12 protein-coding genes and 1 pseudogene are annotated in these 12926 nt (G+C 58.3%); 1 reads left to right on the plus strand and 12 read right to left on the minus strand.

Features of this window, described 5'->3' with window-relative positions; all coding sequences use genetic code 11:
* The 12 genes and pseudogenes from NKH78_RS23365 to NKH78_RS23420 all read right to left on the minus strand — a co-directional run.
* Nucleotides 1-103 (minus strand): annotated as a pseudogene (locus NKH78_RS23365) (ATP-binding protein); the annotation flags it as partial.
* Nucleotides 104-121: 18 nt separating this feature from the next.
* Entirely contained in the window at nucleotides 122-475 is a 354-nt protein-coding gene (tnpB, locus tag NKH78_RS23370; protein WP_352480788.1) for an IS66 family insertion sequence element accessory protein TnpB, read from the minus strand.
* Nucleotides 472-762 carry a transposase gene (locus NKH78_RS23375; RefSeq protein WP_352884290.1) on the minus strand — a complete coding sequence of 97 codons (291 nt, stop codon included), beginning with the start codon at nucleotides 760-762 and terminating at the stop codon, nucleotides 472-474. The genes tnpB and NKH78_RS23375 overlap by 4 nt, the downstream gene beginning before the upstream one ends.
* Before the next feature lie 640 nt (nucleotides 763-1402).
* Nucleotides 1403-2788, minus strand: a complete 1386-nt coding sequence (locus NKH78_RS23380; protein WP_352884293.1) for an NAD(P)/FAD-dependent oxidoreductase — start codon at nucleotides 2786-2788, stop codon at nucleotides 1403-1405.
* Complete coding sequence (locus tag NKH78_RS23385; protein ID WP_352884296.1) at nucleotides 2785-3432, minus strand: DAK2 domain-containing protein; 648 nt, start codon at nucleotides 3430-3432, stop codon at nucleotides 2785-2787. The genes NKH78_RS23380 and NKH78_RS23385 overlap by 4 nt, the downstream gene beginning before the upstream one ends.
* The gene (locus tag NKH78_RS23390; protein ID WP_352884299.1) at nucleotides 3432-4430 is read right to left on the minus strand and encodes a dihydroxyacetone kinase subunit DhaK; all 999 of its coding nucleotides are present in this window, start codon (nucleotides 4428-4430) and stop codon (nucleotides 3432-3434) included. The genes NKH78_RS23385 and NKH78_RS23390 overlap by 1 nt, the downstream gene beginning before the upstream one ends.
* Before the next feature lie 54 nt (nucleotides 4431-4484).
* Nucleotides 4485-5885, minus strand: coding sequence for an amidase (locus NKH78_RS23395; RefSeq protein WP_352884302.1), 1401 nt, complete (start codon nucleotides 5883-5885; stop codon nucleotides 4485-4487).
* Between the two features lie 22 nt (nucleotides 5886-5907).
* The gene (locus tag NKH78_RS23400; protein ID WP_352884305.1) at nucleotides 5908-6744 is read right to left on the minus strand and encodes an ABC transporter permease; all 837 of its coding nucleotides are present in this window, start codon (nucleotides 6742-6744) and stop codon (nucleotides 5908-5910) included.
* Nucleotides 6741-7634, minus strand: a complete 894-nt coding sequence (locus NKH78_RS23405) for an ABC transporter permease (protein ID WP_352884308.1) — start codon at nucleotides 7632-7634, stop codon at nucleotides 6741-6743. Before NKH78_RS23405 ends, NKH78_RS23400 begins: the two co-directional genes overlap by 4 nt.
* On the minus strand, nucleotides 7631-8710 hold the full coding sequence (locus tag NKH78_RS23410) for an ABC transporter ATP-binding protein (RefSeq protein ID WP_352884311.1): 1080 nt from the start codon (nucleotides 8708-8710) through the stop codon (nucleotides 7631-7633). The genes NKH78_RS23405 and NKH78_RS23410 overlap by 4 nt, the downstream gene beginning before the upstream one ends.
* An 81-nt stretch (nucleotides 8711-8791) precedes the next feature.
* Nucleotides 8792-9895, minus strand: coding sequence for an extracellular solute-binding protein (locus NKH78_RS23415; protein ID WP_352884314.1), 1104 nt, complete (start codon nucleotides 9893-9895; stop codon nucleotides 8792-8794).
* Between the two features lie 40 nt (nucleotides 9896-9935).
* On the minus strand, nucleotides 9936-11072 hold the full coding sequence (locus tag NKH78_RS23420) for a M24 family metallopeptidase (protein WP_352884317.1): 1137 nt from the start codon (nucleotides 11070-11072) through the stop codon (nucleotides 9936-9938).
* Between the two features lie 428 nt (nucleotides 11073-11500).
* Between NKH78_RS23420 and NKH78_RS23425 the strand changes: the two genes are divergently transcribed.
* The gene (locus tag NKH78_RS23425; protein WP_352884320.1) at nucleotides 11501-12874 is read left to right on the plus strand and encodes an MmgE/PrpD family protein; all 1374 of its coding nucleotides are present in this window, start codon (nucleotides 11501-11503) and stop codon (nucleotides 12872-12874) included.
* Nucleotides 12875-12926: the final 52 nt, after the last annotated feature.

Raw genomic sequence — 12926 nt, forward strand, 5'->3', positions numbered from 1 at the left:
GGATTGCCTCGCGGCCAAGGCTCACTGCAAGATGGGTCTTGCCCGTGCCCGGAGGGCCAAGGAACAGGACTGTGTCGCCGTGGGCGATCCAGCGGCAGGTCGCCTGACAACTGTGCCACACTCATCCGGCCAGCTGCGGACGCCGTGCCCGCTCGGGGCGAACCAGTCTCCAATCCAGCCCTTCGAACAAGGCCGCGAACATCGCCGGCGACATGCGCATCACGCCGTCGCGAACCTGCGGCCAGACGAACTTCGAGCCCTCGAGCCGCTTGTGCACCAGCACAAGGCCGGTGCGATCCCACACCAAAATCTTGATCCTGTCAGCCCTTTTGGCCCGGAACACGAAGGCTGCCCCACAGAACGGGTCGAGGCCTAGCATCTCCTGCACAGCCAATGCCAATCCGTCCATGCCGCGCCGGAAGTCAACCGGCCGGGTCGCCACGTAGATCTTCAGATCGTTGCCCGGTGCAATCATCGCGAGGCCCGAACCGCTCGGATCACCTGCGACAGCTGTTCGAGGTCAACCGCCGTTCGGATCACCATGTCGTCGATCACGATCTCCACCTCCGCCGGCGTCGATTTCGATGGCCTCATCCTCCGCTGAGGCACCGATGAGTCGTCCACCATCAACTGCGCGAACATCGGCGCCATGCTTTCCGGCAGTGCCAGTTGTCCCTGACGAAGGCGACGCCGCCAATCGTAGACCTGCCAGCGGGTCGCGCCATGCTTGCGTGCGACCGCCGCCACCTGCACCCCCGGCATCAGGCTCTCGGCCGCAATCCGGGCTCTCTCAGCCTCCAAGCGAACCCGCCGTCCCGTTGGACCCCAGAACCTCGAGCCGGCCTGCGTAGCCAGCTGTTGGGACGTCCAAATCGACGTCCATTTTGCCGTCTGCTCCCAGGTAGGCCCTCCGTCTCTCGCGATCGGGGGGATTCTTCGCACATTCACCTCATGCCCCGCACGAGGGGAGCGGCGTGGCGCTTACGGATAATCCCCAAACAAACACACTGATGAATATTGTGCAAAGTCTGTACTCAGGAGCGGATTGCTACCCGAACGCAAGACAAGGAGGTGCCGCGAGTCAAGAAGTGCGCATTGCGACCGTATCGCGCGCGAGGCTGCCGGCGCTGGAACACAGCCCGGATTTCAACGCCCAATCCGTCGCTAACGATCATCTCCGCGCGTGGCCAGCCCCGGCGGGGTGAGGGCGCACCCGGACGCCCGCGTCCACCGCTCCCGAAAGCGTGCTCGATGAGTAGGACCTGCAGGCCTCTCCGCCGGACGCGTGGTTGCTCGCCACAGGTTCGGGCTTCCGTCGAATCAGCTCTCGTCCGTTGCCTGTGTTCGATCCTTCGCAAAAGGAAGTCGAGGCTCACCGAGCGCAGCCAGCGGTTCGCTGCAGCTAGACTGGCCCGTTCCGTGCGGCTGAGGTCGAGCCGGAATCTTGCCCTCTTGCCCGCTCCATGCTGGACACAGCTAACTTCCTTAACCGAGCCAATTTGAACGGCTCTGCAGATACGATCGGCCTTTGGCCCGTGACCATATCAGCGACCAGATGGGCTGCCCCCGGCCCGATCCCAAATCCATGGCCCGAGAACCCGCTGGCGATTACCAAGCCCGGAATTTCGTCAACCGTGTCGATCACGGGCACCGCATCCGGCGTAACATCGATAGCGCATCCCCAGCTTTCTTCGAATTTGGCATTGGCAAACTCAGGGAAAACTTTCTTTAGGTTGCTCAGCCCCTCGCTAAGGATTTTCTCCGAAGGCTTTGGGTTGAGAACCCGGGTTGTTTCGAAGGGGGTGACCTGATCCGATCGCCACCTCTTCGGGGTGTTCATTTCCCTAAAGAACTGACTGCTGAAGCGAAGCCGTATTTCATTTCCTTCCGACCGAAAGGCGGGAAGAAACTGGAAGAACAAACGGAAGCTATCCGGAACGATTTGCGCGATGTTAGCGTTTTTCTGAGCGATCGTATAGCCACCGTCAAGGCGCTTGCGAAAAGCGAAATTCCGACCGGCGACCGCACACTCAGGAGGTCCGTCTAGCCGCTGCGTGCGCATGACGGATCCGATGACTTTCAATTGGGGGAAATCGATGCCCAAGTTGCCGCAGAATAGTCTCGTCCAGGCGCCGGTCGCCAGGACGACGGACTTGCAGCGAATCTCCCCATGCTCCGTTACGACGGAATGGACCGAGCCCGCCGTTGTTTCAATGCAACGCACAGCACAATCTTCAATGATCTGCCCGCCGCGTGTACGTAATGAAGCCGCCATGGCTTGCGTCGCCATGGAAGGTTCGGCGCGTCCATCGCTTTTGGTAAACAGCGCACCTTCCCATTGACCCTTGAGCGTTGGGAAACGCTCTTTCAAACCACTTTGCCTAAGTAGGGAGGAATCGAGATCATGCTGCTTGGCGAATGCTAGCCATTCTTCGTACTTTTGGATGTCCTTCTGGTCTTCGCACAAATAGTAGATGCCGGTTTCGCGGAATCCTGTCTCGATGCCTGTAAGCGCGTTCATTCCAGCCCATAGCTTTGCGCTGGCGATAGCCATGGGTATCTCGGCTGGATCGCGCCCCATCTTGCGCACCCACCCCCAATTGCGGCTGGATTGCTCGCATGCGACATGACCTTTTTCACACACGACGACCGACAGCCCCCGTTGTGTAAGGAACAGCGCGGTGGCTGTTCCGATGATGCCGGCGCCAACAACAACGACATCTGCTCTCGCGGGTATGGACTGGGGCGTCTGATTTGTTTGGTGAGAGATGGTGCTCGGATCGGTCATTTGTTGGATCCGCCCACTGCTCGATCAGACAGCGACCCTGCCATGGCCGATACGGCAACATGCAATGCAACCATGCCCGGATCGTCGCTTCCGACCCCTTTGGATGGCTCAAGGCGCAGCCTCCCCATGATTGCTGGGCAACTGCGAAACTCCGCCAGCGCGTCAGCGGTCGCTTGTCGCGCTGTGGCTCTTATCTCTTCTGCAGTAGAGATCCCCTCGATGCTCCGTGCGACCCGAGTTATTCCGTCCAGCACCGTCTTGTCGCCGAGTCTGGCCTTTGACCGGGCCTGCATAGTCTCAACGGCATTTGACAACGCGGGAGCGATCTCGATCCAGGCAACTTCGTGCTTCGCCGACCAAGTCTTTCCCAGTGTCATTAGTCCTGTCATTACTACGGCACTCAGGCTGGAGCCTGAGGTTCGTGCAATTGTTTTTGCAATCCGCGTTAGACTCTCGCCGACGTCATCCGGATAAAGTGTCTTATCGGCAAGCAACGCCTGTGAAACAGTCGCTAAGGTAGTGCCCATGTCACCGTCACCACCCGCAGCATCAAGCTTGTTAAATCGATCTTTGCTCTCGACGAGCGCTAGCGCGACGCGACGCATGGCTGCGCCGACATCTGTTCCGGTGAAGACGGTCGCCATCACGCTCTCCACAGGGGACATTGGGCAGGGGCATTCAACAGACCGAGCAGTTCATCGTCGACCTGCATAACGCTCACCGAGGCGCCCGCCATTTCCATTGAAGTCGCGTATTCACCAGCAAGTGAGTAGGCGATTTTCAGACCCGCTGCCTCGAGCAACTGGGCTACTTTGCGGTACAGGATATAAAGTTCCTCCAGCGGTGTGGCGCCAAGACTGTTGACTAGTACCGCTACCTTGGTCCCCGCTACGGGTTTGAGATCGTCCAACAGTCGCTCGACCATCTCTGCGGCAATTTCGTCAGCGGGTTTAAGTGCCCCGCGCCACAATCCTTTCTCGCCATGAATGCCCATGCCCATTTCAATGGCATCTTCTTCAAGATGAAAGGTCGGCTCGCCCGCCTGCGGTACTGTGCAGGCCGATAGCGCTACTCCTATGGACCGGCAACCAGCCATAGCCTTTTCAGTCACGGCTTTCACCTCAGGTAGACTAAGTCCCATTTCCGCCGCGGCTCCAGCAACTTTGAATGCGAATATGATCCCAGCCACACCGCGACGGGTCTCGGCTCGATCCTTGTCTGCACTTGCAACGTCATCGGCCACAATTACGGTGGCGCAATCCTTGCCCTCAGCGGTCAACGTGTCATTGACCATACCGAACACCATGGTGTCGCCGCCATAATTGGCAATGACCGACAGCACGCCGCCGCCGCGGTCAGCCGCGTTCAGGCTCTCGGATATATCGTCGTACGACGGGCCGGCGAACACATGCCCGACAGCGCAGGCATCCAGCAGTCCTTCTCCGACATAACCGGCAAAAAGCGGCAAGTGGCCAAAGCCACCGCCGGAAACAACTCCAACTTTGCCTCCGGCCTTTTTCTTAGCCCGTTCAACGACACGGCCGTTGCTGCCGCAAATCTTGTAGGCACCCTGGTGCGCCAAGCTCATCCCCGCCAGCGCTTCATCCACGTATTTCTCAGGACTATTGATCAGCTTCTTCATGTTCTCGCTCTGCCAGTCTATCGCTTCAGTACTTGTGGAAATCAGCCGTGGACTTCATTGGGCCTGCAACCCCGGCGCTGGCACAAACAGGCTACCACGCTCACGTTCCAACGTCCGTCCGATGCGAAGCGCCAAGGCATCGTCGAATTTTCTGACAACAATCTGCAGGCCAGCTGGCAGGCCATTTGATGTCAATCCGACCGGGACCACCAGGCTGGCGAGATCGAGATAGTTCACCAGTCTTCCAAAATGATTGGGAGGCTGGCTTTCGTCTACCTCGGCAAGCGGTACGGGGCTTCGATGGGAGCCAGGCGCGACGAACGCGTCAAATCCTGCTGCCGCTTCCTGAAAGCCGATCTGCGCCAGGCGGCGGGTTTCGAGAAGGCGGTAGTAAGCTGGTCCGCTGATGTCGCGGCCGCGGCTGATGCGTTCTGCAATGACCGGATCCACCAGGCTGTCCGGATGGTCCACATAAGCACTGAGAAGGGCATAGCTCTCGACGCTCATGATTTCGCCGCCACGGCCGAGATAATCGCTGATGGACAATGGCATAGCGATTTTGTGGAATTGGGCGCCAACAGCCGTCAGATCGGCGATGGCGCGATCATGCAGCATCCGGATGTCGGGCTCGACGCCTGCCAAATCCCGCTCGTGGAGCATTCCGATCCGCAGGCCCTTCACGCCGTCCTCGATCGTGGCAAGGGAATGCACGGAGGGAACGTGCCACGTGGCGAGATCGCGAGGATCTGACCCCACCATAGCTTCCAACAGAAGCGCGGCGTCTCGGACGGTACGGGTCATCGGCCCAACGCTGTCATGTGTGGGGCATAGCGGCACGACGCCGCCGCGCCCGACTAGCCCGACTGAAGTCTTGAGGCCGACGATTCCGCACCAGGCGGCAGGCGTGCGGATCGAGCCGCCAGTATCGGTACCCAAAGCGGCTGGTGCGAATCCACCTGCGACCGCTACTGCCGAGCCGCTGCTTGACCCCCCGGGAGCGACGTGAGTATCCAGACCCCAGGGATTGCACGGCGCGCCCTGAACTGGGTTTGTTCCCCATCCGCCATAAGCGAACTCAACCATATTGGTGCGGCCGATGGCCACCATGCCTGCGGATTCGAGCTTTTCGACGGCATTTGCCGAGCGGGTTGGCAGCCTGTCATTGAGAGCGTTTGAGCCGGCGTTCGTGTAATGGCCGGCCTGATCGAAGATGTCCTTTACGGCTAGCGGTACTCCAAGCAGGGGGGACGTGGAAGTTCCTCTTGCTCGTGCTTCGTCCGCAGCCCGGGCGCGTGCCAGCGCGCCGTCCTCATCGACCTGACAAAAGGCGCGCAGCCGGCCATCCAATGCCGCTATGCGCCTGACGAGCTCGGTTACAGCTTCCACGGATGACAGTTCCCGCCGGGCGAAGCGATCCGACAGTTGCTCGATTGACCAGAACGGGTCAAATGTCATGAATAAATCCTCTGGTGTGCTGCTAGGCAGCCGATCCGCGACTTCCGATCACCGCGTCAACGAACAAGACTGCCGCTACGTTAACGACGACGATGAGCGACGACACGGCAAACACCGCCGGGCTAAAGGATGTGTTCGCCTGTTGGAAAAGCCAGATGGAGAGCGGGAAGACATCGACGGAGTAGAGAAAATAGCTCAGCGTGAATTCGTTGAAAGACAAGATGAAGACGAGGATGGCGCCGGAGGCGATACCGCCGCTGGCAAGCGGTAAGACGATCTCCCGAAAGACCTTAGGCGCGGAAGCACCAAGCGTCATCGCAGCCTCCTCCAACATCGGATCAATGCCCCGCATCGCCGCCATGCAGTTGCGCATGAGGAACGGCAGCCCGATGATAGAATGAGCGACTACGATCTGAAACATGCCAAAATCGAGACCGGAGGCGCTTACCAGCACTAGCAAGGCAATTCCAAGAACAACGGCTGGAAATACCACCGGCAGACCGATCAACTCTTCGATAAGTGTCTTGCCGGCGAAACGATATCGCACCAGCGCATAGGAAGCCGGGACACCAGCAAGCACACACACAAGCGAAGTGAGAGCCGCGATTTCCAGGCTGACAAGCAATGACTCCCGCAATCTTCCGATGCCGGCGTCCGGACCGACCAGCATTGTCCAGACCTCCTGATACCAGCGCAGTGAAAGCGCCGGCGGCGGAAACTGCAGCGTCTCGGCACTGGTAAACGAAATCACCAGGACCATGCAGATTGGTGCAAGCATCAGCGCCAGCAGCATGCAGGTGATGCCTTTGACAAGCTGCCACTCGATTCCGAAGCGCCCGGTTGCGGTCGGCATGCTCATCGCTTGATCTCCACGTTGGTGCGGACGATGAGGCGGTTGAGCGACTGCACGGCGAGTGCCAAAAGGATCAGCAAGACCGAAAGCGCTGCACCGAGCGGCCAGTTGGAAAGCGAGCCCATCTGATCGCGGATTACAACCGCAATCGTCGTCACCTTCAACCCGCCAAGCAGCAACGGCACGACAAACGCACCCGTATTGAACCCGAAGACAAGAATGGCGCCCGCAGCCATGCCCGGCCAGGCCAACGGCAGAATTATGTGGCGATAGGTTCTGATCCGGTTTGCCCCAAGAACATTTGCTGCCTCTTCAAGCGATAGAGGAATTGAGCGCAGCGCGGCGGCGGCGGGCAAGACGGCAAGCGGGATGCTCGTCTGAACGAGTCCGAGCATGACACCCGTGCGGTTGAAGAGCAGCGAGAAGGGCCGTTCGGTTCCCGTTACGGCTGAAATCGCTTGGTTGAGGAGCCCATTCGGCCCGAGAATAGCCATCCAGCCGAAGCTTTGCACGAGCAGGCTGATGATCATCGGCAACAGAATAGCGATTAGCACGAGCCGTCGGGCGAATGCTGATGTTGTCCGTGTCAGGAAAAGCGCAATGGGGAATGCTACGAGCGTTGTTATCAGAGCACTCAGCAGTGCCATCCAGATTGTGTCTACTATGATGCCGATGTTTCTGGCGCTGGCCAATTGCGCGTAGGCCCTCAAACTCCAGCCTGTCCATTCGGCATCCCGTTCTCCGACGCTCATGCGCAGGACGACCAGGGCGCAGACCAACAGGAGACCGATCAGCATGCCAGCCGGAAGAAGAAGAAGCCTGATCGGCGGCTTGCGGATCGGCGCGTCTTTTTCCATCGACGGAAGCGGAGCGATGGGGTTCTCGATAGCGGTCATTGGCTAACGATTCTCGCTTTGCCGGAGTCAATCGTAACCCAAGCGGTATCGCCGGCAGATGAGGCAAGTCTGTTTTCGGTCGACTGCGCAATAAGCGTGTTGCCGCCGGGGAATACGATCTGCCAGCGGTGAAGACCGCTGCGAAACTGCGACGACACCACCTGGCCCTCAAAAGCGCCGCCGGGGTCGGCGGGATGAACGATTGTCTGCTCGGGTCGAAAAATAACAAACGCTCCTTCACCTATGTCGGTGCGATTTGCGACACGAATTGCCAGCCCGGCATCGGTCTGCACCAACGATGTCCCATTCGCCTGGTCGAGCACGCGCGCGATCCGAAGGGTGTTGGTGTCGCCGAGAAAATCGGAAACGAACCTAGAATTCGGTGCATCGTAGATTTCCTCCGGCGTTCCAGCTTGAAGGATCTTGCCAGCATTCATGATGATGACGCGGTCCGACATCATAGAAGCCGTTTCCTGATCGTGCGTGACGTAGACGGCCGCAACGCCGAGCTGCTTTTGGATAGCCCTAAGTTCGACCGCCATATAGTCGCGAAGGCGCCGGTCAAGTGCCGCCATCGGCTCGTCGAAAAGGACCAGCGCCGGTTCAGTCACCAATGTCCGCGCCAAGGCTACCCGCTGAAGCTGCCCTCCGCTCAGCTCGCTTGGTCGTCGTTCCGCAAACTTTTCGGGTGAAAGCTGTACAAGCTCCAACGCTTTGGCGACTTTGGTTTCGATCAGGCTGCTGGCGAGACCCTGCATGCGCAGGCCAAAGGCGACATTTTGTTTAACGCTCATGTGAGGAAAGATTGCCAACGACTGGAAAACCAGACCGACATTGCGCTTGTGCGGCGGCTTTCCCGCGACGTCTTTGCCGAGAATACGAACCTCTCCGGAAGTCGGACAATCCAATCCTGCAATGATGCGCATGATCGTCGTCTTACCGCAGCCGGAGGGACCGAGGATCGACACGATCTCGCCCGGCTGCACGTCCAGATCGATATCGTCGACAGCTCTCACTGCACCATGGGCGAAGGTGCGTGAAAGGTTGCGGATCTCAAGGACAGGATTCTGTACCATGTCACCTCAGAAGATAGCGCTTATGAAAGATGATGCGGGTCGGTGTTGGGCCAAGTGGCCGGCCCAACACTGAACGTGATCTTACATCACTGCGTCGGTATAGCGCTGGATCCAGTCGTCACGCACCGAAGCAAGGAAGCCAGAATCCAGCCGGTTGGCGCGTTCCTTGATCACTGCGGGGCTTGGAATGAACGGGCTCTTCTTTGCCTTGTCCGACAAAATTGCATCTTGGTTGATTGGACCGTACCAGACCTCCTCGGCCATCTTCCCTTGCACCACTGGATCAAGAGCGTGATTAAGGAAGGCATTCACGGTTGCAGTATCGCCTGGGTGACCTTTCGGGACAACCATGTACTGAAGATCCACGAAGAAACCTTCGGCCAGATCATACGTGCCACCAATGTTGAACTCCGGGTTCGGGATGAATGTCGAGAACGTTAGAGGGGACATTACACCTGCTGCATTCACAGCGTCCGAACGGAACAAGTCGGCGATTTGGTTCGAGTTCGTCGTGATGGCCAAGGCCTTACCCTTCATCTTTTTCAGCAGTTCGAATCCGGGGGCAGGATTCTTGAGGTCACCGCCAGCGGCCTTCGCTGCGACAATTATCAGCTCAAGCGCACCGAGATTATCCGGTGTGGGAAGTACGATCTTACCCTCATTGGCCGCGTCCCAGATTACATCGTAGGATTTCGGTGGGGTGGTATAGCGCTTCGTATTGTAGATAAGACCATCGCTCCAAAGGAAGTAGCCGATCCCATGACCATTGGCACCGGTTTGATACTTGGGATCGACCCGGGAAAGGTTGGCGATTGCGCTAGTATCGGGCTTTTCTAGAAGCCCGGCTTCGGCCAAAGAGTCCGCGCCAAACCCCGATAGGACGACGACATCATATTGCGGCTTGGATGCGGACGCCTTGATCTTCGCAATCATATCTGATGTGCTGCCGGTCAGGTCGGCAATGACCTTGGCGCCGGTCTTTGCCTCGAAGGTTTGCATAATGTTCTTGACGGCAGCCTGGCCAGTCGGATCGGACCACGTAAGGACCCTGATCTGCTTTCCTGCAAACTCCTGTGCAGAGGCTGATCTGATCAGAGGTGATGGCAGCGTTGAAGCTGCAATTGCAGCCGAGCCGGCAAGAAAGCTTCTGCGGTCAACGCGGATATTGAAGATTTTGTCCGTCATGCTCTTTACTCCCTTTGTTAGGACCCCTCTTAGTTTCTGATCACTTGATCAGAAGTGCACGCCCGTTCGAACCGGTGAGGCGCTCAACCCCATTGCTCGTCACGACGACAGTTTCACTGATGCCAAACCCACAGGCCAGCGCCAGCATGTGGAAGGCCATACCTTCCTTTAGTTCCCAATCTTCTTGTTCGTTGAAGTCGAGCGCTTCCCATTCGGCGGTCTTGGGCGGGAAGCCGATGCCGGTCGAGTAGCCACTGCGGTTGTAATAATCGGGCCGGATCTTGCGGATCGGCTTTCGCACCAGTGCATCGACTTCGCGGGCTGAGGCACCAGGCTTCATAGCCGCAATACCAGCATCCTGAGCGGATACAACAACGTCAGCGGCCCGCCTTACCTCATCCGACGCGTGGCCGATGGCCACCGTGCGCATCTGTGTTGCATGATAGCGCTCAATACATCCGTAGAGCTCGAAAAGCACCAATTCACCACGCTGAATGATCTTCGGGCTCCAGTTCGCATGGCAGACGTTATAGCGGTATCCGGACATGATATGGTGCGGTAGGCCGGTATACTCGCACCCGGCGTTGACGCCGGCCGCGAAAACCGCAGCAGCAACCTGGGCCTCCGTTGCGCCATCGCAAATGGTCGCAAACGCGACCTGCTGCTCGATTTCGGCGATCTGTGCTGCACGTCGGATGTAGCCCACCTCGGCGGGTGATTTGATCACGCGAACGCGATCGACAAGCAAGCTCGCATCCACAATCGTGGCATCGCTAAGTCCATTGGTGAGCGCATCTGCGATTGCAGACGTCAAAAACCAGGACCTTTTCTCCAGTCCGATGCGTTTGCCGGCGGTACCGAAACCGCGCACCAGGGCGAGCGTTTTTTGGATGAGGTCGTCGCCCTCCTTCCAGGTGGAGGCGTCCGGCAGCCACGAATATTCGTCGACATTGCCCTTTTCCAGAAAGCGCAACAGCAGTTGCGGGTCACCGGTCTGAGCGAGCACGACGGTCTGATAGGCGAAATAACCTGATGTCTGGTGTCCCGTGAGGTAGTAGATATTCTCCGGTGCGTGCAGCAAAAGAATATCGATGCCGCGCACCGACATTTCTGACTGCACCCGCGCTACGCGCGTCTTGAATTCTTCGGTTGTAAACGCTTGCCGGTTGCCGGTCATGTGCTCATCCCATGTATGTGCATTTAAAGTGCCGAAACAGAGAGTCGAAAGTGGCGGCCTTCGCGGAACGGGGCGCAATCGGCGGGAGGGTGCCGTCTTGACCACGCGATCCGCGAAGGCCGCGTGAGCCGCTGCTCGTCGCCGACGAGCACCCGGCCTGATCCCGGATCCACGACTTGGGGTAAACTAGTCGTCCGGTTGTCTCAACTTGATCAATGATAACCGGACGCTGTCCAGAGTCAGCAACGGCTGCCAGGAGCCCTTCCGACTGACTTAAAGTGCGATCTGCCACTGGTCTCAGCCTGCCAACTCGACATCCACGCATAATCCGTACTTCCATATTATGGGATTTACAAGAGCTTCTTTTCATATAATGGTAAAAATCATCGAAGAGCCTTCAATACCGTTCACAGGTGACAACCCCCACCATGACCATTGCCCGACACTTTGCAGATTTCCTTTCCGAAGTACGCGACATCGATGGTCCCGCTGTGGAACAAGCGAAGGCGGCGGTTCTGGATTTGGCGACAGCTGCGCTCGCCGGCGTCAATGAAGATGCGACGGTCGCAACGCGAAAGGCGGCCCTGTCCGTGTGGCAGCATGGAAACTCGCCGATTTGGTTCACAACGCATCGCACCAGCGCGGCCGGTGCAGCTCTCGTCAATTCTACAAGTGCGTCGAGCTTGGATCTGGATGATGGTCATCGCGCGGCGGCCGGACATCCCGGGGCATCGATCATTCCCGCTGTTATGGCCATGGCAGCCGAATGCAGATGTCCAACCAACAGGATACTACCCGCGATCGCGCTCGGCTATGAGATCGCCGTCCGCGTGGCTGCCTCGCGGGATTTTGGAACTCTGACGACACTCGTTTCAGGCCCATGGGTTGGCTACGGCGCTGCCGCAGCGGCGGCTTGGTTGCGCGGCCTAGAGCCGCGTGCGATCGAGCAGGCCATTGCCATCGCCGGCTCGACTGCGCCGAACCTTTCCGCGGTCGCATACTCGAAGGTAATGGGCAATCACTTGAAAGAAGGCATCCCCTGGGCAACCGCGACAGCTCTGGTTGCCGTCGAACTCGCGGCCCAGGGCTTTACCGGGCCGGTCGATCTTCTTGACAACGAAAGCATCTTCCACCGTGGTCGCCTGCTCGATGGGCTTGGAACCGAGTGGGCGATCAACGGCATTTATTTCAAGCCTTACGGTTGTTGCCGTTGGGCGCATTCTGCGATTGATGCCGTCTTGGCTCTTAAGGCTGAACATGGGCTGGATGATACCGAAATACAGGCGATAGAAATAGAAACGTTTTCATGGGCACTTCGTCTCAATAACGAAGTGGCGCCGCGCACAACGGAATCCGCCCAGTATAGCGTCCCATTCTGCGTGGCCATGGCATTGACAAAAGGAGCCGAGGCGCTTTTGCAGATCACGAACAGGGACTTAGCTGATTCCGGGACCATCGCACTTGCGAGGCGAATTCAGTTGCGGGTTGATCCCGATTTTGACGCGGCATTCCCTCAGTCTGTTCCAGCACGCGTGGTAATAAGGACGAAGAACGAGCGGCTGTCTAAGGAGGTCCTCGCCCCAACGGGTGAGCCCACAAACCCGATGGGCTGGGCTACTTTGGAGAACAAATTTCGAAACGTGGCACAGCCCAGGCTGGAAGAGCAGCATATGGAAATCTTTCTCGCAGCATTCCGGGATCTTCGACAGGGCGAGCTTGGCAGGCTGATTGAAACTTTGCAGCGACCAATTCCGCGCCTTTCGTCGATAGACGAGCCTGCATTCGAGGCAACGAGCTGTTAGTCCCGTGTAGCTAGCCTCGTTGAGAGCTGTCGTGATAATGGGGCGACGACCT

It is taken from the genome of Mesorhizobium sp. M0910, from assembly GCF_040319465.1.
GTDB lineage: Bacteria > Pseudomonadota > Alphaproteobacteria > Rhizobiales > Rhizobiaceae > Mesorhizobium.